The 24,484-nt window shown below is 61.2% G+C and carries 17 protein-coding genes and 2 pseudogenes; 12 read left to right on the forward strand and 7 right to left on the reverse strand.

From position 1 onward, the window contains the following. Nucleotides 1–27 precede the first annotated feature (27 nt). Nucleotides 28–729 (reverse strand): glutathione S-transferase C-terminal domain-containing protein, encoded by a 702-nt coding sequence (locus JN403_RS11700; RefSeq protein WP_205487058.1) that lies wholly within the window; start codon nt 727–729, stop codon nt 28–30. A 133-nt stretch (nt 730–862) separates the two neighbouring features. Continuing rightward, nucleotides 863–1,489, reverse strand: coding sequence for an NAD(P)H-dependent oxidoreductase (locus JN403_RS11705; protein WP_205487059.1), 627 nt, complete (start codon nt 1,487–1,489; stop codon nt 863–865). Nucleotides 1,490–1,713: 224 nt separating this feature from the next. Here JN403_RS11705 and JN403_RS11710 point away from each other — a divergent pair, with 224 nt between their 5' ends. The 5 genes and pseudogenes from JN403_RS11710 to JN403_RS11730 all read left to right on the forward strand — a co-directional run bounded on the left by JN403_RS11710 (nt 1,714) and on the right by JN403_RS11730 (nt 8,720). Beyond that, nucleotides 1,714–2,685: a rhodanese-related sulfurtransferase gene (locus tag JN403_RS11710; protein WP_205487060.1), complete on the forward strand. Its 972-nt coding sequence runs from the start codon at nt 1,714–1,716 to the stop codon at nt 2,683–2,685. 3 nt (nt 2,686–2,688) lie between these two features. Beyond that, on the forward strand, nt 2,689–3,324 hold the full coding sequence (locus JN403_RS11715) for a DsbA family protein (protein ID WP_122535661.1): 636 nt from the start codon (nt 2,689–2,691) through the stop codon (nt 3,322–3,324). Further along, nucleotides 3,311–5,156, forward strand: a pseudogene (locus JN403_RS11720) (ABC transporter ATP-binding protein). The gene JN403_RS11715 and the pseudogene JN403_RS11720 overlap by 14 nt, the downstream one beginning before the upstream one ends. 267 nt (nt 5,157–5,423) lie before the next feature. After that, nucleotides 5,424–7,887 (forward strand): annotated as a pseudogene (locus JN403_RS11725) (EAL domain-containing protein). A gap of 35 nt (nt 7,888–7,922) precedes the next feature. Next, nucleotides 7,923–8,720, forward strand: coding sequence for an iron-containing redox enzyme family protein (locus JN403_RS11730; protein WP_122622188.1), 798 nt, complete (start codon nt 7,923–7,925; stop codon nt 8,718–8,720). A gap of 4 nt (nt 8,721–8,724) precedes the next feature. Here the strand turns inward: JN403_RS11730 and JN403_RS11735 are convergent, their stop codons facing one another. The 5 genes from JN403_RS11735 to JN403_RS11755 form a co-directional block, all read right to left on the reverse strand. After that, on the reverse strand, nt 8,725–9,651 hold the full coding sequence (locus JN403_RS11735; protein ID WP_205487061.1) for a GGDEF domain-containing protein: 927 nt from the start codon (nt 9,649–9,651) through the stop codon (nt 8,725–8,727). A gap of 291 nt (nt 9,652–9,942) precedes the next feature. Next, the gene (locus JN403_RS11740; RefSeq protein WP_205487062.1) at nt 9,943–10,689 is read right to left on the reverse strand and encodes a YciK family oxidoreductase; all 747 of its coding nucleotides are present in this window, start codon (nt 10,687–10,689) and stop codon (nt 9,943–9,945) included. 56 nt (nt 10,690–10,745) lie between these two features. After that, the gene (mupP, locus tag JN403_RS11745) at nt 10,746–11,417 is read right to left on the reverse strand and encodes an N-acetylmuramic acid 6-phosphate phosphatase MupP (RefSeq protein ID WP_205487063.1); all 672 of its coding nucleotides are present in this window, start codon (nt 11,415–11,417) and stop codon (nt 10,746–10,748) included. Between the two features lie 3 nt (nt 11,418–11,420). Then, nucleotides 11,421–12,119, reverse strand: a complete 699-nt coding sequence (gene ubiG, locus JN403_RS11750; protein ID WP_205487064.1) for a bifunctional 2-polyprenyl-6-hydroxyphenol methylase/3-demethylubiquinol 3-O-methyltransferase UbiG — start codon at nt 12,117–12,119, stop codon at nt 11,421–11,423. A gap of 67 nt (nt 12,120–12,186) precedes the next feature. After that, nucleotides 12,187–13,518 carry a TRZ/ATZ family hydrolase gene (locus JN403_RS11755; protein ID WP_122622184.1) on the reverse strand — a complete coding sequence of 444 codons (1,332 nt, stop codon included), beginning with the start codon at nt 13,516–13,518 and terminating at the stop codon, nt 12,187–12,189. 164 nt (nt 13,519–13,682) lie between these two features. On the opposite strand from JN403_RS11755, the gene mtnA reads away from it, so the two are divergent. The 7 genes from mtnA (at nt 13,683) to cmk (ending at nt 24,385) form a co-directional block, all read left to right on the forward strand. Continuing rightward, nucleotides 13,683–14,759 carry an S-methyl-5-thioribose-1-phosphate isomerase gene (gene mtnA, locus JN403_RS11760; protein ID WP_205487065.1) on the forward strand — a complete coding sequence of 359 codons (1,077 nt, stop codon included), beginning with the start codon at nt 13,683–13,685 and terminating at the stop codon, nt 14,757–14,759. A gap of 305 nt (nt 14,760–15,064) precedes the next feature. Further along, entirely contained in the window at nt 15,065–17,860 is a 2,796-nt protein-coding gene (gene gyrA, locus JN403_RS11765) for a DNA gyrase subunit A (RefSeq protein ID WP_205487066.1), read from the forward strand. A 257-nt stretch (nt 17,861–18,117) separates the two neighbouring features. Beyond that, nucleotides 18,118–19,203, forward strand: coding sequence for a 3-phosphoserine/phosphohydroxythreonine transaminase (gene serC, locus JN403_RS11770; protein ID WP_122535650.1), 1,086 nt, complete (start codon nt 18,118–18,120; stop codon nt 19,201–19,203). After that, the gene (gene pheA, locus JN403_RS11775) at nt 19,203–20,297 is read left to right on the forward strand and encodes a prephenate dehydratase (protein WP_122535649.1); all 1,095 of its coding nucleotides are present in this window, start codon (nt 19,203–19,205) and stop codon (nt 20,295–20,297) included. Before serC ends, pheA begins: the two co-directional genes overlap by 1 nt. A 53-nt stretch (nt 20,298–20,350) precedes the next feature. Further along, nucleotides 20,351–21,463, forward strand: a complete 1,113-nt coding sequence (gene hisC, locus JN403_RS11780) for a histidinol-phosphate transaminase (protein WP_205487067.1) — start codon at nt 20,351–20,353, stop codon at nt 21,461–21,463. Nucleotides 21,464–21,491: 28 nt separating this feature from the next. After that, a complete protein-coding gene (locus JN403_RS11785) occupies nt 21,492–23,699 on the forward strand; it encodes a bifunctional prephenate dehydrogenase/3-phosphoshikimate 1-carboxyvinyltransferase (protein WP_205487293.1) in 2,208 nt (735 codons plus the stop codon). Next, nucleotides 23,696–24,385, forward strand: coding sequence for a (d)CMP kinase (gene cmk / locus JN403_RS11790; protein WP_205487068.1), 690 nt, complete (start codon nt 23,696–23,698; stop codon nt 24,383–24,385). The genes JN403_RS11785 and cmk overlap by 4 nt, the downstream gene beginning before the upstream one ends. The last annotated feature ends 99 nt before the right edge of the window (nt 24,386–24,484 follow it).

Consider the following 24,484-nt stretch of genomic DNA (forward strand, 5'->3'; position numbering starts at 1 on the left):
AGATCATGACGTGCCCATCCAGTCGGATCACGCGGGAGGCGAATCCAGTTCCGGTATGCCACTGCTGCGATCGGCGTAGGCGGCCTGGAAAGCCGGACGTTTCTGCCAGCGCTGCCAGTAGCTGTCCAGGTGCTCGAAGCGCTCGTCCAGCGGGGTCGCGTTTACCGGGAACTTGGAGAAGGCAATGGCGGTTGCCAGCGTGATATCGGCAAACGTCGGTTCGGCCCCGCCCAGCAGCCATTCGCGACCGTCGGCCAGATGACGATTCACCAAGGCAGCGTGCATCAGTGCCTCTTTGCGGCAGTGCTCACCCCATGCCTCATTCTTCGTCAACTCCAGCTTGAAACCCAGCCCGGTGTGCAAGACGTGAAAGGCCGTGACGATCCGATAAAGGATATGCACCCAGATGCGGTTATCCCACATGTTGTCCAGGCCCTGCTCCAGCGCGGTTTCGCCCATGATCTTGCGGCCGGGATAAGACTGGTCGAGAAAACGGGCAATGGCCGGTGTTTCGGAAATAAAGCTGCCATCCGCCAACTGCAGCGTAGGGGTTTCTCCCCACGGGTTCATGTTGAGGTGACGCCAGCCACGCTGCTCGCCACCGGGCGCCATGTCATAGATGGTTTCATCGAACTGATCGGCGATGCCCTTTTCGTGCATAAACAAGCGCAGCCGTTGGGGATTGGGGAACGCCGAAGGAGAGGTGAATAGCTGCAGTCTGGTCGTCATGGCGCTGTCCTGTAATGGAAGATTAAGCACCTAACGGTTGTTAGGTAGGCCAACCTTAGGCTTGAATACCGCCTCGGTCAATAGGCTACCTAACATTCGTTAGGTACGAGTGCATCCCTGATTTGACGGGCGTTCATGTCAGGTCGGCCGCCAGCTTCGAGGCCTGCGCCAGCGCCGCGTTGAAGTTCTTCTCCGCCGTCGTCGCATCCGCGAGGGTGGCTTCCGACACCACCGCATCGATGGCCGGTACACCCACCATGCGCGCCCAGGTTCTCAGGTAAGCGACCTGATGATCGTAGTCCTCTGTGGGGAAGTCCTCCCCAAGCGCTACCCCACGGGTCGCAAACACCACCACTTTCTTGCCTTTGAGCAGACCGCGCATGCCCTGAGCGTCGAAATCGAACAACACGCCCCGTTGCGACACGGCGTCGATCAGATGCTTGAGGCGGTAAGGAATACCGAAATTCCACATCGGCACGCTGAAAACGATGACGTCGGCGCGATGGAAACGCTCGCCCAATGCATGTATCTGCTCCCACACCGCCTGTTGCTCGGCGTTCATCTGCACGCCTTGCAGATCGGCGTACTTGGCCTCCAGCGCGGCACCGTCGAAGGGCAGCAGATCGGTCGTCCAGACGTCCAGGACATCCACCGTGGCGTCGGCGTGCAGCGAGGTCAGGGTCTCGATATAGCGCGCAGCGAGTTTGAGAGAGGCAGAGCGATCGCCGCGGGGAGAGCTGGCGAGGTGAAGAATATGCATGGGATTCGTTCCTGTGGGGGTGGGAAAGCGATGTCATTTAGTCCGTGACGCTCAGGCCGATGTTCCCGGCAGGTGGACGGGGTGATGAGGCGATTGATCAACCCTCCTGCCTGCCCACGTTCGATTCTTGATAGAATCCGCGCCGCGTTGCCCGGTCGGCACGCGTTCATCTGAATCATTCACCCGGTAGGCCCTTTGCGAGGGTCACCACCTGGAGACGCCACATGACCCAAACCGCACCCATCGTCGTCGCGGCGCTGTACAAATTCGTCACCCTTTCCGATTACGTCGCACTGCGCGAGCCACTGCTGCAGGCGATGGTCGACAACGGCATCAAGGGCACCTTGCTGATCGCCGAAGAAGGCATCAACGGCACCGTCTCCGGCAGCCGCGAGGGCATCGACGGCTTGATGGCCTGGCTGAAGAAGGACCCGCGCATGGTCGACATCGACCATAAGGAATCCTACTGCGACGAGCAGCCGTTCTACCGCACCAAGGTCAAACTCAAGAAAGAGATCGTGACCCTCGGCGTGCCGGGCGTAGACCCGAACAAGGCCGTGGGCACCTACGTCGATCCCAAGGACTGGAACGCGCTGATTGCTGACCCTGAAGTGCTGCTCATCGACACGCGCAACGATTACGAAGTGTCCATCGGCACTTTCGAAGGCGCGATCGACCCCAAGACCACGTCATTCCGTGAGTTTCCCGATTACATCAAGGCGAATTTCGATCCGGCCAAGCATAAGAAAGTCGCGATGTTCTGCACCGGCGGTATCCGCTGTGAAAAGGCCTCCAGCTATATGCTTGGCGAAGGCTTCGAAGAGGTCTATCACCTCAAGGGCGGCATTCTCAAATACCTGGAAGAAGTGCCCCAGGAAGAAACCCGCTGGCAGGGCGACTGCTTCGTGTTCGACAATCGCGTCACCGTGCGCCACGACCTGACCGAAGGCGACTACGATCAGTGTCACGCCTGCCGCACACCGATCAGCGCAGAAGACCGCGCCAGCGAGCACTATTCGCCGGGCGTCAGTTGCCCGCATTGCTGGGATTCACTGAGCGAAAAAACCCGCCGCAGCGCCATTGACCGGCAAAAGCAGATCGAATTGGCGAAGGCGCGCAATCAGCCGCACCCGATCGGGCGCAATTACCGCGCGCTCGACGGCCAGGCCATTGAAACTCAAAGCAACGAGGGCTGAGCCATGTCCACCCGCCTGCTGTATGTGATGGACCCGATGTGTTCCTGGTGCTGGGGATTTTCTCCGGTGGCCGAAGCATTGGTCGAGCAGGCGGGAGCGGCGGGGGTGCCGTTGCATCTGGTGGTAGGCGGGTTGCGCACCGGCAGTGGCGCGGCGCTGGAACCGACGACCAAACGCTACATCCTCGAACACTGGCAAGCGGTGCACGAGGCCACGGGCCAGGCGTTCCGTTTCGACGGCGCCTTGCCCGACGGTTTCGTCTACGACACCGCGCCTGCCTGCCGAGCGATTGTCGCGGCGCGCAGTCTGGCCCCGGACGTGGCCTGGCGGCTGGTCAAGGAAATCCAGCAGGCCTTTTATCTGGACGGCCGCGACGTGACCCACGGCTCGGTGCTGGCCGAGCTGGCCGAAAAAGCCGGCTTGCCGCGCATCGAGTTTGCCGAAGCCTTCGACAGCGTCGAACAGCACACCGCAACTGCGTCGGATTTCTCCTGGGTTCAGGACTTGGGCATCGCGGGTTTTCCGACATTGCTTGCCGAGCACAACGGCCAGTTGGCGCTGCTGACCAACGGTTATCAACCCCTTGATGTCCTTGAGCCCTTGCTGGGTCGCTGGCTGGAGCGTAATGCCAGTGCCTGATGTCGAGAATCCGGACCGTCGCAGCACCGCCCCATCGGTTGATGAGCATCCCGCCGTTGATCGCTTGAACTGGGCGCAGATCCGCCGCCTTGCCCTGCAGCACAGGAAATCGCTGTGGGTGGCCAATGGCGTCGCGGTTCTGGCCGTGCTCTGCTCGGTGCCGATACCGCTGCTATTGCCGTTACTGGTCGATGAAGTGCTGCTGGGCAAAGGCAATTCGGCGCTGATCTTCATGAATCAGTTCCTGCCCGACAGCCTGCACAAGCCCGTCGGCTACATCGGTCTGATGCTGGTGGCGACACTCTGCCTGCGCCTGGGCGCGCTGGTGTTCAACGTGATTCAGTCGTGGCTGTTTGCCGGCCTGGCCAAAAACATTGTCTACCGCATTCGCACGCGCCTGATCGAGCGACTCAAGCGCATCTCGCTGTGCGAATACGAAAGCCTGGGCAGCGGCACGGTCACCGCGCACCTGGTGACGGATCTGGACACCGTCGACAAATTCGTCGGCGAAACGCTCAGCAAGTTTCTCGTGGCGATGCTTACCCTCACGGGCACTGCCGCGATCCTGATGTGGATGCACTGGCAACTGGCGCTGCTGATTCTGCTGTTCAACCCCCTGGTGGTGTTCGCCACGGTGAAACTCGGCAAGCGCGTTAAACACCTCAAGAAGCTGGAAAACGACAGCACTTCGCGCTTCACCCAGGCGCTCACTGAAACCCTCGACGCGATCCAGGAGATCCGCGCCAGCAACCGTCAGGGGTATTTCCTCGGATTGCTCGGCCTGCGCGCCCGGGAAGTGCGCGATTACGCGGTGTCGTCTCAATGGAAGAGCGACGCGTCGGGCCGGGCCAGCGGGTTGCTGTTTCAGTTCGGCATCGACATTTTCCGCGCTGCCGCGATGCTGACGGTGCTGTTCTCCGACCTGTCCATCGGTCACATGCTCGCCGTGTTCAGCTACCTGTGGTTCATGATCGGTCCCGTCGAACAGCTGCTGAACCTGCAGTACGCCTACTATGCGGCGGGCGGCGCGCTGACCCGGATCAACGAGCTGCTAGCCCGTGCGGACGAACCTCAGTACCCGGGACAAATCAATCCGTTCGAGGGTCGGCAGACGGTGAGCATTGACGTGCGCGGGTTGAGCTTCGGCTACAACGACGAGCTAGTCCTCGATCAACTTGACTTGTCGATCAATCCGGGCGAGAAGGTCGCCATTGTCGGTGCCAGCGGCGGCGGCAAAAGCACGCTGGTCCAGTTGCTGCTCGGCCTGTACACCCCCAATCCGGCGTCATTCGTTTTGGAGGCTCACGCATGCAGGAGATTGGTCTGGACACCGTGCGCGAGAACGTCGCGGTGGTGCTGCAGCATCCGGCGCTGTTCAACGACACCGTCCGCGCCAACCTGCTGATGGGTCGCGAGCAGGACGACAGCGCCTGTTGGCAGGCGCTGGAAATCGCGCAGATGGGTGCCACGATCCGCGCGCTGCCCCTCGGGCTGGACAGCGTGGTCGGTCGCTCGGGTGTTCGGTTGTCTGGTGGCCAGCGACAACGGCTGGCCATTGCGCGCATGGTCCTGGCCGACCCCAAGGTAGTGATTCTCGACGAGGCCACTTCTGCCCTGGACGCTGCCACCGAGTACAACCTGCATCAGGCGCTGAACCGTTTTTTAAGTGGCCGCACCACGCTGATCATTGCCCACCGACTGTCGGCAGTGAAACAGGCGGATCGGGTGCTGGTGTTCGATGGCGGGCGCATTGCCGAGGACGGTGACCATCAGCAGCTGATTGCAGACGGGGGCTGTACGCCCGGCTCTACGGACACCTGCAACAGGTGTGACTCAGCCTGTGGGGTTCCGGAGGTTCATGGTGAAATGGCGTATCGCCACTGGAACACGTCAATTGTTGGGCTATGCTTCGCGTCGACGCTCAACTGAAATGTGAGAAGCGTCATGTTTACGTCTCACCACTCAATTGGCTGGTTACGTCCTGTAATGAATGTGAGAGATTGTCTGCTGCATCGTGGAAATTAGCGAAGTCCCTCAGGCTCCAGGAAGGTTGCCTGGCAGGGGGCTGAGTATCTGGCAGTGCTGATCAAAGGGACACCATGAAGCAAAAGCGGATTCTCGAGAAGCCTCGCCTTCTGGGCATCGTATGGCCATTTATCGCCGTTGTGCTGTTACAGGCACTGCTCGGCTGCGTCAGCCTGTATATGATGTCGGCGGTGCGCAGCTACATTGGCGGGGAGAGCCTATGGTCGAAGGGCCAGAAAGACGCCATTTATTACCTGAATCTCTACGCCAACAGCCGCGACGACATTAATTACCTGAAATACCAGAAAGCCATTGCCATTCCCCAGGGCGGCCATGACCTGCGCCTGGCCATGGATCAGCCGGTGCCCGACATCGCGCGCGCCAAGGCTGGGATTCTGCAAGGGGGCAACCACCCTGACGATGCCCAGAGCATCATCTGGCTTTATCTGAATTTTCAGCACTTCAGCTACCTGGAAAAGGCGATTGACCTGTGGAAGGTCGGTGACAACTACCTGGTCCAGCTCGATGAAGTCGCCCGGGAAATGCATGCGCGGATTCAGGAAGGCAACGTCACCAATAGCGAGGTCCTGGGATGGCGGCAGCGCATCAGCGCCATCAACGAAGGCGTCACGCCCGCGGCCATGGCCTTCAGCGACGCGCTGGGCGAGGGCTCGCGGGTCATCCTGCGAATTCTGCTGGTGGTCAACCTCGCCACCGCGCTGTGCCTGATCATACTGGCGCTGCTGCGCACCCATAAGTTGCTGGAGCAGCGCCACGCCTTCGCGGTCGCGCTGCAGATGGAAAAGGAGCGCGCGCAAATTACCCTCGAGTCCATCGGTGATGGCGTTATCACCACCGATGTCGACGGCTCCATCGTCTATATGAATCCCGCCGCCGAACTCATGACTCACTGGAAGAACGAGCAGGCGGCCGGCCTGCCGCTGGCCGCGCTGTTCAGCCTGCTCGACGAGAACGATCAGAAAGACACCTCGACCCTGATCGAGCGCATGCTCAGTGGCAATCTGGGCGGCGGCAGTGAAAGCTCACGACTGATTCAGCGCCTGGACGGCAGTACCGTTTCGGTCGCGTTGGTCGGCTCGCCGATCCGCACCGAAGGCAAGGTCAGTGGCGCGGTGCTGGTGCTGCACGATATGACCCAGGAGCGTCAGTACATCGCCAACCTGTCCTGGCAGGCGACCCACGATGCGCTGACCGGACTGACCAATCGCCGCGAGTTCGAATACCGCCTCGAGCTGGCCCTCAACGGCCTGGCCGAGCAGCCGGCGCAGCATGCATTGATGTTCCTTGACCTCGATCAGTTCAAGCTGGTCAACGACACCAGCGGTCATGCCGCGGGTGATGAGCTGCTGCGGCACATTTGCACGCTGCTGCAGCAGGGCGTGCGCGAAGGCGATACGCTGGCGCGCCTTGGGGGCGACGAGTTCGGCATCCTTCTCGAACACTGTGCGCCGGAGGCCGCTGAGCGCGTGGCCGAAGGCCTGCGGCAAACGGTGGAAAGCCTGCACTTTGTCTGGAAAGGCCGGCCTTTTGTCACCACCGTCAGCATCGGTCTGGTGCACATCGACGAGGTCCCGACCACGCTGGAGACCTCGCTGCGCGCCGCCGACATGGCCTGCTACATGGCCAAGGAAAAGGGCCGCAACCGGGTTCAGGTCTACCACGACGACGACTCTGATCTGTCCACCCGCTTTGGCGAAATGGCCTGGATTCAGCGCCTGCACATGGCCCTCGAAGACAACCGCTTCTGTCTGTACTCCCAGGAAATTGCAGCACTGGGCCGCAACGCCGTGCAAGGCCCTGGCCATATCGAGATTCTGCTGCGGCTGCGCGACGAGTCCGGGCGCATGATCCTGCCGGACAGTTTCATCCCCGCCGCCGAGCGCTACGGCATGATGACCACCCTGGACCGCTGGGTCGTGCAGCACGTTTTCATGATCATCGCCGACTGTCTCAAGTCCGGACACGGCAAAGGGCCGATGGCCGTGTGTGCGATCAACCTGTCCGGCACCAGCATTGGCGACGACGCATTTCTTGAATATTTGCGACAGCAGTTCCAGATCTACGCAATCCCCCTGAACTTATCTGTTTTGAAATCACCGAAACCAGTGCGATCGCTAACTTGGGCAGCGCCATTCGGTTTATCAATGAACTCAAAAGTCTGGGATGCCGTTTCTCTCTGGATGACTTCTGTGCAGGCATGTCGTCATTTGCGTACTTGAAGCACTTGCCTGTGGACTTCCTGAAGATTGATGGCAGTTTCGTAAAGGACATGCTCGACGATCCGGTCAACCGGGCGATGGTGGAAGTGATCAACCATATCGGGCACGTGATGGGCAAACAGACGATCGCCGAGTTCGTCGAGAGCCCTCAGATAGAGCAGGCGTTATTGGAAATCGGTGTGGACTACGCTCAGGGGTATGTTATCGAGCGACCGCAATTATTCACCTGTGAATGTCTGCACGCACGGCCCGCGAGGCAGACCCCCTGTTGTTCAGCGCTCCCGGGACTTTTCGCTGAACACACCCTACGCAACTCACATAAGGAGCTACACAGTGATCGATATGTTCATTAGAACCGGTCCGCTGATGGATGCCAGCAGTTACCCCGCTTGGGCACAGCAATTGATCAATGATTGCAGTGACGCCAAGGCCAAGGTGGTAGGGCATGAACTTTATCAACGCATGCGTGACGGGCGGCTCAGTTCTAAGACCATGCGCCAGTACCTGATTGGTGGCTGGCCGGTTGTCGAACAGTTCGCGGTCTATATGGCGCATAACCTGACCAAAACCCGATTCGCCCGACACCCGGGTGAAGACATGGCGCGACGATGGTTGATGCGCAATATTCGGGTCGAACTCAACCATGCCGATTACTGGGTCAACTGGAGCGCCGCCCATGGGGTGACACTGGAAGACCTGCAGGCGCAAAGGGTACCCTCGGAACTTCACGCATTGAATCACTGGTGCTGGCACAGCTGTTCGTCGGATTCGCTGGTGGTGGCCATTGCGGCGACCAACTACGCCATTGAAGGCGCCACTGGTGAATGGTCTGCGGTGGTCTGTTCCCAGGACACCTACGCAGACCTGTTCCCGCCGGAGACACGAAAGCGGGCGATGAAGTGGCTGAAGATGCATGCGCAGTACGACGATTCCCACCCTTGGGAAGCGTTGGAAATCATTTGCACCCTGGCCGGCAACAACCCCAGCGAGCAATTGCAGGCCGACCTGCGAATGGCGGTCTGCAAGAGTTACGAGTACATGTTCCTGTTCCTCGAACGGTGCATGACGCTGGAACGATCTCAGGAAGGTAACGGCTCGGTCCGGGAACACCGGATACCTGCTCGCGCCTGATCGGTCAGCCCGCCATTTCCAGGCGGTTGCGGCCCTTGCGCTTGGCGGCGTACAGGGCCGTGTCGGCGCGGCGCAACATGCTGTCGGACGATTCGCCCGGCAGCAGCGTCGAGCAACCGAGGCTGACGGTCAGATGCAGAGGCCGTCCTGTCACCGGATAACTCAGTTGCAGTGCCGCACTGCGCAGGCGCTCACCCACCAGCGCGGCTGACTCACGACTGGTGTTGCTCAGCACGACAAGAAATTCCTCACCGCCAAATCTGAACACTTGATCGATATTGCGCAGGCGATCCTTGACCGCGTTGGTCACGGCCCGCAGCACTTCATCGCCCGTGGCATGGCCATGGGTGTCGTTGATGCCCTTGAAATGGTCGATGTCCAGCATCAGCACCGACAGCGGTTGCTGCTGGCGGCGTGCGATTTCGAACTCGCGAATGAGCGACTGTTCCATGGCAATCCGGTTACCGGCGCCGGTCAGCGGGTCACGCAGCGCACTCAGGCTGGCATGGCGGTACAGCAGGGCATTGCGCAGGGGATAGAGCAAGCTCGACAGCAACGATTCGAGTTGCTCCAGCTCGTGCTCGGCAAAACGATGATCACGCTGGAACGAAAGCTCGCCAAGTTGCTTGCCTTCGTGCGTCATGCTGTACGTGGCGTTATGCCGGGCGCGTTCGCCGAGCTCCAGACGCAGATCGGTGGGCAGGTGTTTAAAGTTAAGGGCATTCAGCGGGATGAGCTGCTGAATGCTCTGGAAGAGCATCGACAGGATCTTGTCCGCTTCAAGGCTGGTTTGCAGTTGCAGGTCGAGCTGACGCCGGAGCTGCTCGTAATCGAGGGCAGGCCGAACGACGCTGTGCTGCGGCGCGAAACCATGGCGTTGCAGCCGGGCGCTGTCGAAATCTATGGCATTGGTGGTGGTTGGAAAACTCATGGTTCCGCTCCTTCGCCTCTACGGGCTTGAAATGGAGAGAGCGAAACTCGTGCCAATTCGACTGCCTGCGTGAAAAGCGTTGTCAATCAATAAGTTGCGGCGGATTGTGACAGGTTTGGTACCTATCGGCGCCTTGGATTTGACTTACGTATCGATTCCAAAGGCGTTGGGCGATACAAGATGCCGGGAAACTGCCGAGTGGAGGGTACCCGGCGCCAATTGATATTCAGATGAGGGAGCGCAGCGTCAGTGCGCTCGCTCCCATGAGCTGCGACGAACCCACAGCCGGGTTCAGCGGGTCTGCGCATCCAGTGCCTGCCCGTTGATGCCCTTGCTATCGGGACCCATCAGGTACAGGTACACCGGCATGATCTCTTCCGGCGTCGGGTTATTGGTTGGGTCCTCGGCCGGGTACGCCTGGGCGCGCATGTCAGTGCGGGTTGCGCCCGGATTGATGCTATTGGCGCGTAGCGACCCCAGCCCATCGATTTCATCGGCCAGCGTCTGCATCAGCCCTTCGGTGGCGAACTTGGACACACCATAGGCGCCCCAATACGCGCGGCCTTTGCGCCCGACGCTGCTGGAGGTGAACGCAATGGATGCGTCACCCGAGAGCTTGAGCAGAGGCAGCAACGCAGTGGTGAGCATGAAGGTGGCGTTGACGTTGACGTGCATGACTTGCATGAACTGCTTGCCAGTGAGCTGTTCGATCGGCGTGCGCGGGCCGATGATCGAGGCATTGTGCAATACACCGTCTAGCCGACCGAACTCGGCTTCGATCATCGCGGCGAGTTCATCGTATTGATGGGGCAGGGCAGTCTCGAGGTCGAACGGGATGACCACGGGCTGCGGATGTCCGGCAGCCTCGATCTCGTCATACAGCGCGCTCAGGTTCGATTCGGTCCTGCCCAGCAGCAAGACCGTTGCACCGTGGGCGGCGTAGGTTTTCGCGGCAGCGGCGCCAATACCACGGCCGGCGCCGGTGACCAGAATCACCCGGTCCTTGAGCAGATCGGGTCGGGCGGAGTACTTGAACATGGGGTCTCCTTGTATAGGTAAAGCGCTGGGTTATGCCGAGCTGCGCTGATAAGCGATCAGCAGCTGCACAACGCATCGTCCAGCACCCGGCGCAGCTCCAGCGGGTGATTCACCACCACGTCCGCGCCCCAATGATCGGGGTTGTCGTGGGGATGGATATAGCCATAGCGAACGGCGGCGGTCTTGGTGCCGGCGTCGCGGCCGGATTCGATGTCACGCAGGTCATCGCCCACGAACAACACGCTGGCCGGGTCCAGATCGAGCATCTTGCAAGCCAGCAACAGCGGCTCCGGGTCGGGCTTGCTCTTGGTCACATGGTCCGGGCAGATGAGCAGCGCAGAGCGCTCCGACAAACCCAGCTGCTCCATGATCGGCTGGGCGAAGCGCGCCGGTTTGTTGGTCACCACGCCCCAGATCAAGTTGGCTTTTTCGATGTCGGCCAGCAACTCGGCCATGCCGTCGAACAGCTTGCTGTGCACTGCGCAATCAGTCTGGTAGCGCGCCAGGAACTCCAGTCGCAGCGCCTCGAATTCCGGTGCGTCGGGGGACATGGCGAATGCCGCCGAGACCATGGCCCTGGCGCCGCCTGAGATTTCATCGCGAATCAGCTTGTCGTCCACACGCGGGAAGCCGCGTTCGGCCAGCATCGCCTGGCAGATCGCGATGAAGTCCGGCGCGGTGTCGAGCAGCGTGCCGTCCATGTCGAAGAGAACTGCCCTCAGGCGCATGGCTCAGACCCCTCGCAGTGTCTGGATCATGTAATTGACGTCGACGTCGGACGCCAGCTTGTAGTGCTTGGTCAGCGGGTTGTAGGTCAGGCCGGTGATGTCCTTGACCTGAAGCCCGGCATCACGGCTCCACGCGCCCAGCTCGGACGGGCGGATGAATTTCTTGAAGTCATGGGTGCCGCGGGGCAGCAGGTTCATGATGTATTCGGCGCCGATGATGGCGAACAGGTACGCCTTCGGATTGCGGTTGATGGTGGAGAAAAACACCTGACCGCCCGGCTTGACCATCTGGTAGCAGGCGCGAATCACCGACGAAGGGTTCGGCACATGCTCGAGCATTTCCAGGCAGGTCACGACATCGAACTGCTCGGGCATTTCTTCGGCCAGCGCTTCGGCGGTGATCTGCCGGTATTCAACGCTCACGCCGGATTCCAACTGATGCAGTTGCGCCACGGCCAGCGGGGCTTCGCCCATGTCGATGCCGGTCACGGTGGCGCCGCGCAAGGCCATGGCCTCGCTCAGAATGCCGCCGCCGCAGCCGACGTCGAGCACCTTTTTGCCGGCCAGATTCACGCGCTCGTCAATCCAGTTCACCCGCAGCGGATTGATGTCGTGCAGCGGCTTGAACTCGCTATTGCGGTCCCACCAGCGATGGGCGAGGGCCTCGAATTTGGCGATTTCGGCGTGGTCGACGTTGCTCATGTGTGATCCTCTAAAACTTGAATTCGGTGTCCGGCCACGGTATCTGACCGTGGCGGCGCTCAATGGGTCAGGCTTTATCTGACGCGATGCGGTCGCCCCAGGCTTTGGCGGTTCGGGTCAGCGCTTCTTCGTCCATACGGGTCAGGCGTTTATCCTGCAGCAACTGCTTGCCGGCGACCCAGACGTGGGTCACGCAGTCGCGTCCCGTTGCGTAAATAAGTTGTGACACCGGGTCGTAGACCGGCTGTTGCGCGAGCCCTGAGAGGTCGAACGCGACCATGTCGGCGGCCTTGCCGATTTGCAGCGAGCCGGTGTGATCATCGATGCCCATGGCGCGCGCGCCGTTCAGCGTGGCCATGCGCAGCGCGCGGTGGGCGTCCAGCGCGGTAGCCGAGCCGGCGACGGCTTTCGCCAGCAGCGCAGCGGTGCGGGTTTCGCCAAGGAGATCAAGGTCATTGTTGCTGGCCGCACCGTCGGTGCCGATGGCGACGTTGACCCCGGCCTGCCACAGGCGCTCGACCGGGCAAAAGCCGCTGGCCAGTTTCAGGTTCGATTCGGGGCAGTGAATGACGCTGGAGTTGCTTTCGACCAGCATCGCCAGGTCGTCATCACTGATCTGGGTCATGTGCACCGCCTGGAAGCGCGGGCCCAGCAGGCCAAGGCGCTGCAGCCGCGCAAGGGGGCGTTCCTGGCGTTGCTGGACGGCCTCATGCACTTCAAAGGCGGTTTCGTGAACGTGCATCTGGATCATCGCGTCCAGCTCATCGGCGATGACCCGGATCTTCTCCAGGTTCTCGTCGCTGACGGTATAAGGCGCGTGGGGGCCCATGGCGATCTTGATGCGATCGTGGTGGGCGAGGTCGTTGAACAGCTCGATGCCAATGTGCAGGGATTCGTCGCTGTTACGCGCGCCGGGTATCGGGAAGTCCAGCACCGGCACGGTGATCTGTGCGCGAATGCCACTGTTGTGCACCCGCTCGCAGGCGACCTTCGGAAAGAAATACATGTCGGAGAAGCAGGTGATGCCGCCTTTCAACTGCTCGGCGATGGCCAGATCGGTGCCGTCGCGAACGAAATCCTCATCAACCCATTTCGCCTCGGCTGGCCAGATATGATCCTGCAGCCAGGTCATCAACGGCAGATCGTCCGCCAGGCCGCGGAACAGCGTCATGGCCGCATGGCCGTGAGCGTTGATCAGCCCGGGACTGAGCAGCATGCCCGGCAGCTCGCGCACTTCGATGGCCGGCTGGCGCAGGGCTTCGGCGCGGGGGCCGATGTAAACGATCAGGCCATCGCGAATGCCGATCCCGTGCTGCTTCAACACAACGCCGGCGGGTTCGACCGGTACCAGCCAGTCCGGCAGCAACAACAGGTCGAGCGGGGCAGCGGAATGGGGCATGGGGCGGGCATCCAATGGCTTATTACGGGGACGGCGAAGTATACCCGAGCGTCTTCGCAGGCGGCTCGCTATAATCGGCGGCTTTTTAAGGTGCTGGCGATTTGCTTCTTTGCACCGTCGCTGTGGCGGCAGGCTTTTCAAACATTCATCAAGTGGGGTGTGCAATGCGCGATCGATTACTGGCTGCTGAAAAGGTAAAGGCCATCGATTGGCGGGACGGCACGTTGCATCTGCTGGATCAGCGGGTCTTGCCCTTCGAAGAAACCTGGCATCCCTACACCAGTGCCGAAGGCGTGGCCGAAGCCATTCGCACGATGGTGGTGCGCGGCGCGCCGGCTATCGGCATCAGTGCGGCCTACGGCATCGTATTGGCGGTTATTGATCGTCTGGCCGAAGGCGGCGACTGGCAGATGGCCCTGGAAGAAGACTTCGACCTGCTGGCTAATTCCCGGCCCACGGCGGTCAACCTGTTCTGGGCGCTGAACCGCATGCGCGAGCGCCTGTATCGCCTGAAGGATCACGAAGATCCGCTGAAGGTCATGGAAGCCGAAGCCGTGGCTATTCATTTGAGCGACCGCGAAGCGAACCTGACCATGGCGCAACTGGGTGCCGAGCTGATCCGCAAGCATCAGGGCAACCTGCAGACCGTGCTGACCCACTGCAACACCGGCGCACTGGCCACCGGCGGCTTTGGTACCGCACTCGGCGTCATTCGCGCAGCACATCTTGAAGGCATGATCGAGCGCGTGTACGCCGATGAAACCCGGCCCTGGCTGCAGGGCTCCCGTCTCACGGCGTGGGAGCTGGTCAACGAAGGCATTCCGGTCACCCTCAACGCCGACTCCGCGGCCGCGCACCTGATGAAAACCAAGGGCATCACCTGGGTCATCGTGGGTGCCGACCGCATTACCGCCAACGGCGACGTCGCCAACAAGATCGGCACTTACCAGTTGGCAGTCGCGGCAATGCACCACGGCGTGCGCTTCATGGTGGTAGCGCCGAGCTCGACCATCGACATGAACCTGGCCAGCGGCGAGGACATTCCCATCGAAGAGCGCGACGGCCGCGAATTGCTGGAAGTCGGCGGCAAGCGTGTGGGCGCCGACGTCGACGCCTTCAACCCCGTCTTCGACGTGACGCCCGCTGATCTCATCGACGCCATCGTCACCGAGAAGGGCATCGTCGAGCGCCCCGACACGGCAAAAATGGCCCTGTTGATGTGCCGCAAACGCCTGCATTAATCACGCCGTGGCCGGTAATACCGTTCGTCCCCAAACGCCCTATCGCGCTCTGTGAGCGCGTCTCAGGCGTCTGTTGGCGAAATGGCTTGTTCGCGGCACCTGCAAACACTTCGTGCCTGACGGCGATTGTGGTACCATCCGGCGCTTTCCAAAGGGCCGCATGGCGACCCTGATAACTGCGCCTATTCATGGCATAACTCGCTGATTTGTCGTAAGTCGTTGCCTGACAATCGTCGGCAGCGGCAAGCCTTGTTCATCCCGTACGGCTGAGCGAGGTTTCACCAGAAAAAGGAATCAGGCTTCTCATGGGCGAACTGGCCAAAGAAATCCTCCCGGTCAATATCGAAGACGAGCTGAAGCAGTCCTACCTCGACTACGCGATGAGCGTCATCGTCGGACGAGCTCTGCCCGATGCGCGCGACGGCTTGAAGCCCGTGCACCGGCGGGTACTGTTCGCGATGAGCGAACTGGGTAACGACTGGAACAAGCCGTACAAGAAATCCGCCCGTGTGGTCGGTGACGTTATCGGTAAGTACCACCCGCATGGCGACACCGCGGTCTACGACACCATCGTTCGTATGGCCCAACCCTTTTCCCTGCGCTACCTGCTGGTAGACGGCCAGGGCAACTTCGGTTCCGTGGACGGCGACAACGCCGCCGCCATGCGATACACCGAAGTTCGCATGACCAAGCTGGCCCACGAGCTGCTGGCCGACCTGCACAAGGAAACCGTGGACTGGGTGCCGAACTACGACGGCACCGAACAGATCCCTGCGGTCATGCCGACCCGTATTCCCAACCTGCTGGTCAACGGCTCAAGCGGCATCGCCGTGGGCATGGCGACCAACATTCCGCCGCACAACCTCGGTGAAGTCATCGACGGCTGTCTGGCGCTCATCGACAACGGCGACCTCACCGTCGACGAGTTGATGCAGTACATCCCCGGCCCCGACTTCCCGACCGCCGCGATCATCAACGGTCGTGCCGGCATCGTCGAAGCCTACAAAACCGGCCGTGGCCGCATATACATGCGCGCCCGCTCCATTGTCGAAGACATCGACAAGGTCGGTGGTCGCCAGCAGATCGTCATCACCGAACTGCCGTACCAGCTGAACAAGGCGCGTCTGATCGAGAAGATCGCCGAGCTGGTCAAAGAGAAGAAGCTTGAAGGCATCACCGAACTGCGCGACGAGTCCGACAAGGACGGCATGCGCGTGGTCATCGAGCTGCGTCGCGGCGAAGTGCCTGAGGTCATCCTCAACAATCTTTACGCCCAGACCCAGCTGCAAAGCGTCTTCGGTATCAACATTGTTGCGCTGATCGACGGCCGCCCACGCATCCTGAACCTCAAGGACCTGCTGGAAGCCTTTATCCGTCACCGTCGCGAAGTGGTTACCCGCCGCACCGTGTTCGAACTGCGCAAGGCCCGCGAGCGGGGTCACATCCTCGAAGGTCAGGCCGTTGCCCTGTCGAACATCGACCCGGTCATCGCCCTCATCAAAGCCTCGCCGACACCGGCCGAAGCGAAAGAAGGCCTGATCAGCACACCTTGGGAATCCAGCGCCGTGGTCGAGATGGTCGAGCGCGCAGGCGCTGAATCCTCCCGCCCGGAAAACCTCGACCCTCAGTACGGCATGCGTGACGGCAAGTATTTCCTGTCGCCGGAACAGGCTCAGGCCATCCTCGAACTGCGTCTGCACCGCCTGACCGGTCTGGAACACGAGAAGCTGCTGACCGAGTACCAGGAAATCCTGACTCAGATCGGCGAGCTGCTGCGCATCCTCAACAGCGCCACGCGCCTGATGGAAGTCATTCGGGAAGAGCTGGAGCTGATCCGCGCCGAATACGGCGATGTGCGTCGCACCGAAATCCTCGATGCGCGCCTGGACCTGACCCTCGGCGACATGATCCCCGAAGAAGAACGCGTCGTGACCATCTCCCACGGTGGCTACGCCAAGACTCAACCGCTGGCCGTCTACCAGGCCCAGCGTCGCGGCGGCAAAGGCAAGTCGGCTACCGGCGTCAAGGATGAGGACTACATCGCTCACCTGCTGGTCGCCAACAGCCACACCACGCTGCTGATGTTCTCCAGCAAAGGCAAGGTGTACTGGCTCAAGACCTACGAGATTCCGGAAGCGTCCCGCGCTGCACGTGGTCGTCCGCTGGTCAACCTGTTGCCGCTGAGCGAAGGCGAATACATCACCACCATGCTGCCGGTCGACCTCGAAGCCATGCGAAAGCGCGCTGACGAAGAAGAAGCCGAAGGCGTGGACACCGACGCCGAAGACCTCGAAAACAGCAACGAGACCGAAGAAGAGCGCAAGGCGCGCATCAAGGCCGCCGACAAGAAGAAGGCCCCGTTCATCTTCATGTCGACCGCCAACGGTACCGTCAAGAAGACCCCGCTGGTGGCGTTCAGTCGTCAACGCAGCGTTGGCCTGATTGCGCTGGAGCTGGACGAAGGCGACATCCTGATTTCCGCGGCCGTCACCGATGGCGAGCAGGAAATCATGCTGTTCTCCGACGGCGGCAAGGTCACCCGCTTCAAGGAATCCGAAGTGCGCGCCATGGGCCGTACCGCTCGCGGTGTGCGCGGCATGCGTCTGCCTGAAGGGCAGAAGCTGATTTCCATGCTGATTCCGGAACAGGGCAGCCAGATCCTCACCGCTTCCGAGCGTGGTTACGGCAAGCGCACTGCGATCACTGAGTTCCCTGAGTACAAGCGTGGCGGTCAGGGCGTCATCGCCATGGTCAGCAACGAGCGTAACGGCCGTCTGGTCGGCGCGGTTCAGGTGCAGGACGGCGAGGAAATCATGCTGATTTCCGACCAGGGCACGCTGGTGCGTACCCGCGTTGGCGAAGTATCGAGTCTGGGCCGTAACACTCAGGGCGTGACCCTGATCAAACTGGCCAAGGACGAGAAACTGGTCGGTCTGGAGCGCGTGCAGGAGCCATCGGAAGTCGAGGGCGAAGAGCTGGAAGGCGAAGCGTTCGAGGGCGAAGAGGTTGATGGCGACGTGATTGGCGCCGTCGACACCGACGAGTCCGCTGACGATGTGCAGGCGGATCCCGCAGCTGACGAAGACGAGCCGCAGGAGTAACGCTGAGAGGGGGCTGGCGATCCGGCCCCTCCTTAGAATCATGGGGCGCACGCTGTCAGGCAGACCGCTTTCGCGACCGTCGCAAACTCCGACTGCTCCTACAGTCGATCTCAGCGCCCGACCAGAGAACGTCTGTAGGAGCAACCGGAGGTACCGACGGTCGCGATGCGTATCTTCTGACACAATGCAGTCCCTGTCCTGCACTTCCCCGCACTTCACCCGTTCCAAATTAATTCAGTGACACGACGAGAGTGGATATGAGCAAGCGAGCCTTTAACTTCTGCGCAGGTCCTGCCGCGCTCCCTGAAGCTGTTCTGCTGCGCGCCCAGGCCGAACTCCTGGACTGGCATGGCAAAGGCCTGTCCGTCATGGAAATGAGCCATCGCAGCGACGAGTTCGTCTCCATCGCCACCAAGGCGGAGCAGGATTTTCGCGACCTGCTGTCCATCCCCTCGAACTACAAAGTGCTGTTTCTTCAAGGCGGCGGCAGTCAGCAATTCGCTCAGGTTCCGTTAAACCTGCTGCCGGAAAACGGCACGGCCGACTACATCGACACCGGCATCTGGTCGCAGAAAGCCATTGAAGAAGCATCGCGCTACGGCAATATCAATGTGGCCGCCAGCGCCAAACCCGCCGATTACTTCGCTATCCCCGGTCAGAGCGAGTGGAAGCTGTCGAAAGACGCCGCCTACGTTCACTACGTGCCCAACGAGACCATTGGCGGTCTGCAATTCAACTGGATTCCGGAAACCGGTGACGTGCCGCTGGTTGCTGACATGTCTTCAGATATTCTCTCGCGCCGTCTCGACGTATCGCGTTTCGGCATGATCTTCGCTGGCGCCCAGAAGAACATCGGCCCGAGCGGCATTGTCGTGGCGATCATCCGCGAGGACCTGCTGGGTCGCGCGCGCTCGCTGTGTCCAACGATGCTCAACTACAAAGTCGCCGCCGACAACGGATCCATGTACAACACGCCGCCAACACTGGCGTGGTATCTGTCCGGTCTGGTCTTCGAATGGCTGAAAGAGCAGGGCGGGGTCGAAGCCATGGCCGTGCGCAATGAGCTCAAGCAGCGCACGCTGTACGACTTCATCGACGCCAGCGGCTTGTACAGCAACCCGATCAACCCCTCCGATCGCTCGTGGATGAACGTGCCGTTCCGTCTGGCCGATGATCGCCTGGACAAGCCGTTCCTCGCGGGTGCCGAAGCGCGCAATCTGCTGAACCTCAAGGGCCACCGTTCGGTGGGCGGCATGCGCGCCTCCATCTACAACGCCATCGACATCAATGCGGTCAATGCCCTGACCGCCTACATGGCAGAGTTCGAGAAGGAACACGGCTAATGTCTGAACAAGAGCTCAAGGCACTGCGGGTCCGCATCGACAGCCTGGACGAAAAGGTTCTGGAGCTGATCAGCGAGCGCGCCCGCTGTGCCCAGGAAGTCGCGCGCGTCAAGATGGCCGGTCTCCCGGCTGGCGAAGTACCGGTGTTTTATCGCCCTGAACGTGAAGCAGCGGTGCTCAAGCGCGTCATGGAGCGTAATCGTGGCCCGTTGAGCAACGAAGAGATGGCGCGGCTGTTCCGCGAAATCATGTCTTCGTGTCTTGCGCTTGAGCAGCCGCTCAAGGTCGCGTATCTCGGCCCGGAAGGCACTTTTACCCAGGCGGCGGCGCTGAAGCATTTTGGCCACGCCGTGATCAGCAAGCCGATGGCTGCGATCGACGAAGTGTTCCGCGAAGTCGTCGCCGGTGCGGTGAACTTCGGTGTCGTCCCGGTGGAGAACTCCACCGAGGGTGCGGTCAACCACACCCTGGACAGCTTCCTTGAGCACGACATGGTCATCTGTGGCGAAGTCGAGCTGCGTATTCACCATCATCTGCTGGTGGGCGAGAGCACCAAGACCGACAGCATCAGCCGCATCTATTCCCACGCGCAGTCCCTGGCGCAATGCCGCAAATGGCTGGACGCGCACTACCCGAACGTCGAGCGCGTCGCTGTCGCCAGCAATGCCGAGGCGGCCAAGCGGGTCAAGGGTGAGTGGAACTCGGCGGCGATCGCCGGTGATATGGCGGCGGGCCTCTACGGCCTGACGCGAATCGCCGAGAAGATCGAAGACCGTCCGGACAACTCCACGCGTTTCCTCATGATCGGCAATCAGGAAGTGCCGCCGACTGGCGACGACAAGACGTCGATCATTGTGTCGATGAGCAACAAGCCCGGTGCGCTGCATGAACTGTTGGTGCCTTTCCACGAAAACGGCATCGACCTGACGCGGATCGAGACGCGGCCCTCGCGAAGCGGTAAGTGGACCTACGTGTTTTTCATCGATTTCGTCGGCCACTACCGCGACCCGCTGATCAAGGCCGTTCTTGAGCAAATCAGCCAGGAAGCCGTGGCGCTCAAGGTGTTGGGTTCCTATCCGAAGGCAGTACTTTGATCCTGCGTCCGGACTTGTAGCCCACAGGTTTCACTGAAAAGGTAATGCGATACATGAGCGGCGACTTCCTCGCGCTGGCACAGCCCGGCGTGCAAAAACTATCGCCTTACGTTCCCGGCAAACCGGTGGACGAACTGGCCCGTGAACTGGGTATCGATCCGGCGCGCATCATCAAGCTGGCGAGCAACGAAAACCCGATGGGCGCCAGCCCCAGGGCGTTGCAGGCGATCAAAGACGCACTGGCGGAGTTGACCCGTTACCCCGATGGCAACGGTTTCGAGCTCAAGCAGCGCTTGTCGCAGGCCTGTGGCGTGCAGCCTCAGCAAGTGACGCTCGGCAACGGCTCCAATGACATTCTGGAAATCGTCGCCCGTGCCTATCTGGCGCCGGGGCTCAATGCGGTGTTCAGCGAACACGCGTTCGCGATCTATCCAATCGTCACCCAGGCCGTGGGCGCAACCGCTCACATCGCCAGGGCAAAGAATTGGGGACACGACCTGCCGGCCATGCTCGCCGCCATCGACAGCAACACCCGGGTGGTCTTCATCGCCAACCCGAACAACCCCACCGGGACCTGGTTTGGGCCAAGCGCATTGGCGGACTTCCTCGCTCAGGTGCCCAGGGACGTGCTGGTTGTGCTGGACGAGGCTTACATTGAATACGCCGAAGGTGCGGAACTGCCTGACGGGCTCCACTTCCTGAGTGCCTATCCGAACCTGCTGGTCTCGCGGACGTTCTCCAAGGCCTATGGCCTGGCGTCGTTGCGCGTCGGTTATGCGTTGTCCTCGCCGGTCGTGGCCGACGTATTGAACCGCGTGCGTCAGCCATTCAACGTCAACAGCCTTGCACTGGCAGCTGCCTGCGCTGCGCTGGACGATGTTGACTATGTTGCGCAAAGCCGTCAGCTGAATGAAGCCGGCATGCAGCAGCTGGAAGAAGGGCTGGGGCGGATGGGCCTGGGCTGGATTCCCTCAAAGGCCAACTTCATCGCCGTGGACTTGGGCCGCGAAGCCGCTTCGGTTTATGAAGGATTGCTGCGCGAAGGCGTCATCGTTCGTCCGATCGGCGGTTACGGCATGCCCGATCATTTGCGGGTGAGCATTGGTCTGCCAGCAGAAAACAGCCGCTTTCTCGAGGCGTTGAGCAAGGTTTTGGCGCGTGGGTGATGTCATTTCGCTGCAACCCGCTGAGCCTGTGATCGGCCGCCTGGTGGTGGTCGGCCTCGGCTTGATCGGAGGGTCATTCGCCAAAGGCTTGAAGGAGAGTGGCTTGTGTCGCGAAGTGGTGGGCGTCGATCTCGATCCGCAATCGCGCACACTGGCCGTCGAACTGGGCGTGGTTGATCGCTGTGAAGACAGTCTCGCTGCCGCTTGCACAGGGGCGGACGTCATTCAGTTGGCCGTGCCGATTTTGGCCATGGAAAAGCTCCTCGGGATACTGGCAGGCCTGGACCTGGGCAATGCCGTGCTGACCGATGTCGGCAGCGCCAAAGGCAATGTGGTCCGCGCTGCCCGCGAAGCGTTTGGTGTGATGCCGGCGCGCTTTGTGCCGGGTCACCCGATTGCCGGCTCCGAGCAGAGCGGGGTGGAAGCCTCCAACGCTGAGCTGTTCAAACGGCACAAAGTCATTCTCACCCCTCTGGCGGAAACCGATCCGTCGGCGCTGGCGCTGGTCGATCGTCTCTGGTCGGCTCTGGGCGCTGACGTCGAGCACATGCAGGTCGAGCGTCACGATGAAGTGCTGGCGGCGACCAGTCATTTGCCTCACCTCCTGGCCTTCGGTCTGGTGGATTCCCTGGCCAAGCGCAACGAAAACCTCGATATCTTCCGTTATGCCGCGGGCGGCTTCCGCGACTTTACGCGCATCGCCGGCAGCGATCCGGTGATGTGGCATGACATCTTCCTGGCAAATCGCGAGGCGGTGCTGCGCACCCTCGACACCTTCCGCAGCGACCTGGATGCGTTGCGCGACGCGGTCGATGCAGGCGACGGACATCAGTTGCTCGGCGTGTTCACCCGGGCTCGCGTCGCCCGGGAGCATTTCGGCAAGATCCTCGCCCGCCGTGCCTACGTCGAAAAAACCTCAGACGCCTACCTCAGCTTTATTGCCCAGCCGGGCGGCGTGGTCAGGGGGCGGGTTCGCGTGCCGGGGGACAAGTCGATTTCCCACCGGGCGATCATGCTCGGGTCACTGGCCCAAGGCACTAGCGTCGTCGAAGGCTTTCTTGAGAGCGAAGACGCGCTGGCGACCTTGCAGGCCTTCCGCGACATGGGCGTGGTCATCGAAGGGCCGCACCACGGTCGCCTGACCATTCATGGCGTTGGGCTTGACGGGCTTCAACCTGCGCCGGGGCCGCTTTACCTCGGTAACTCGGGCACGTCGATGCGCCTGCTCTGTGGCCTGTTGGCCGCGCAGCGATTCGACAGCGTGCTGACCGGCGATGCGTCGCTGTCCAGGCGCTCGATGACCAGTGTCGTCGAGCCATTGCGCCAGATGGGCGCGGTGATCGAAACCGCAGAGGACGGCCGACCGCCGCTGACCGTTCGCGGCGGGCAGGGGCTTCAGGCCGTCCGCTACGACATGCCGTTGCCCGGCGCTCAGGTAAAATCCGCGCTGTTGCTCGCCGGTCTTTACGCAAATGGCACAACGATGGTGCATGAGTCGGCGCCGACCCGGGACCATACCGAGCGTATGCTGCAAGGGTTCGGCCATTCGGTTGCTGTCCATGACGGGACTGCGGCGCTGCAGTCAGGGGTAGAGCTCAAGGCCGGACGCATCGAAGTGCCCGCTGATATTTCTTCGGCGGCGTTTTTCCTGGTGGCAGCCTCCATCGCCGAAGGCTCCGACCTGATTCTGGAAGGCGTGGGCGTCAACCCGACGCGCTCGGGCGTTATCGATATCCTGCGCCTGATGGGTGCGGACATCACGCTGCTTAACCCGCGCGACGCCGGCGGTGAGCCGGCGGCGGATCTGCGCGTGCGCCATGCCCGCCTCAAAGGGATCGATATACCCCGGGCACTGGTGCTCCTGGCTACCGACGAGCTTCCGGCACTTCTCACTGCCGCCGCGTGCGCCGAAGGGCGAACCGTGTTTAACGGCGCCCAGGCCCTGCGTGTCAGGGAATCCTGCCGCCTTCAAGCCATGGCCGACGGTCTGGCGACGCTCGGTATAACCGTTGAATCGACTGCAGATGGCATCATTATTGATGGTGGAACCGTCGGCGGTGGTGAAATCATTGCGCAAGGTGATCACCGCATCGCCATGGCATTCAGTATCGCGTCGCTGCGCGCGGCCAGCCCGATCCACATCCGGGACTGCGCCAATGTGGCGACTTCATTTCCCAGTTTCCTGACGCTGTGTGCTCAGGTGGGTATTCGTGTAACGCAAGAGGGGCAATCGTGAAAGTTCAAGCTCCGGTCATTACGATCGACGGACCCAGCGGTTCCGGGAAGGGCACAGTGGCGGGCAAGCTGGCCAAACGTCTGGGCTGGTCCCTGCTGGATTCCGGCGCGCTGTATCGGCTGCTGGCCTTCGCCGCGGTCAACCATGGCGTCGACCTGACCAATGAAGAAGCATTGAAGCTGCTGGCTGCGCATCTGGATGTGCAGTTCATGGCAGCGACCGACGACCACGGTCAGCGCATTATCCTGGAAGGGGAGGACGTCACGTCAGCCATCCGCAATGAGCACGTGGGCAGTGGCGCGTCGCAGGTGGCCTCGTTGCCGGCGGTTCGCGAAGCACTGCTGCAGCGCCAGCGGGCGTTTCAGGAGTTTCCGGGCCTGATTGCCGACGGCCGCGACATGGGCACGGTGGTATTTCCCGGCGCGCCATTGAAGATTTTTCTGACGGCCAGCGTCGACGAGCGTGCCCGCCGACGATATTTGCAGTTGAAGGCCAAGGGTGACGATGTTAGTCTGCCGAGTCTGCTAGATGAGATCCGTGTCCGCGACGAGCGCGACACCCAGCGAGTGGTAGCCCCGCTCAAGCCGGCGCATGACGCCATTCAGCTGGATTCCACCGAATTGTCCATCGAGCAGGTGCTTGAACGCATCCTGAGTGAAGTCGCACTCCGCGATCTCGCCGGATGACCAGAAAGCCATGTGGGAGACCAGTCATAGTCCCACAGGCTTTCTTTCATATGAACGAAACCCACGTTGTCTGGAGCGTGGCAGATGGGCGTATTCTTC

It is taken from the genome of Pseudomonas sp. 15A4, assembly GCF_016925575.1.
Lineage (GTDB): Bacteria > Pseudomonadota > Gammaproteobacteria > Pseudomonadales > Pseudomonadaceae > Aquipseudomonas.

What these genes read in the sequence shown, in the direction of transcription:
- JN403_RS11700 (WP_205487058.1), bottom strand. Translation starts at nt 729, where the DNA reads ATGACGACCAGACTGCAGCTATTCACCTCTCCTTCGGCGTTCCCCAAT.
- JN403_RS11705 (WP_205487059.1), bottom strand. Translation starts at nt 1,489, where the DNA reads ATGCATATTCTTCACCTCGCCAGCTCTCCCCGCGGCGATCGCTCTGCC.
- JN403_RS11710 (WP_205487060.1), top strand. Translation starts at nt 1,714, where the DNA reads ATGACCCAAACCGCACCCATCGTCGTCGCGGCGCTGTACAAATTCGTC.
- JN403_RS11715 (WP_122535661.1), top strand. Translation starts at nt 2,689, where the DNA reads ATGTCCACCCGCCTGCTGTATGTGATGGACCCGATGTGTTCCTGGTGC.
- JN403_RS11735 (WP_205487061.1), bottom strand. Translation starts at nt 9,651, where the DNA reads ATGAGTTTTCCAACCACCACCAATGCCATAGATTTCGACAGCGCCCGG.
- JN403_RS11740 (WP_205487062.1), bottom strand. Translation starts at nt 10,689, where the DNA reads ATGTTCAAGTACTCCGCCCGACCCGATCTGCTCAAGGACCGGGTGATT.
- mupP (WP_205487063.1), bottom strand. Translation starts at nt 11,417, where the DNA reads ATGCGCCTGAGGGCAGTTCTCTTCGACATGGACGGCACGCTGCTCGAC.
- ubiG (WP_205487064.1), bottom strand. Translation starts at nt 12,119, where the DNA reads ATGAGCAACGTCGACCACGCCGAAATCGCCAAATTCGAGGCCCTCGCC.
- JN403_RS11755 (WP_122622184.1), bottom strand. Translation starts at nt 13,518, where the DNA reads ATGCCCCATTCCGCTGCCCCGCTCGACCTGTTGTTGCTGCCGGACTGG.
- mtnA (WP_205487065.1), top strand. Translation starts at nt 13,683, where the DNA reads ATGCGCGATCGATTACTGGCTGCTGAAAAGGTAAAGGCCATCGATTGG.
- gyrA (WP_205487066.1), top strand. Translation starts at nt 15,065, where the DNA reads ATGGGCGAACTGGCCAAAGAAATCCTCCCGGTCAATATCGAAGACGAG.
- serC (WP_122535650.1), top strand. Translation starts at nt 18,118, where the DNA reads ATGAGCAAGCGAGCCTTTAACTTCTGCGCAGGTCCTGCCGCGCTCCCT.
- pheA (WP_122535649.1), top strand. Translation starts at nt 19,203, where the DNA reads ATGTCTGAACAAGAGCTCAAGGCACTGCGGGTCCGCATCGACAGCCTG.
- hisC (WP_205487067.1), top strand. Translation starts at nt 20,351, where the DNA reads ATGAGCGGCGACTTCCTCGCGCTGGCACAGCCCGGCGTGCAAAAACTA.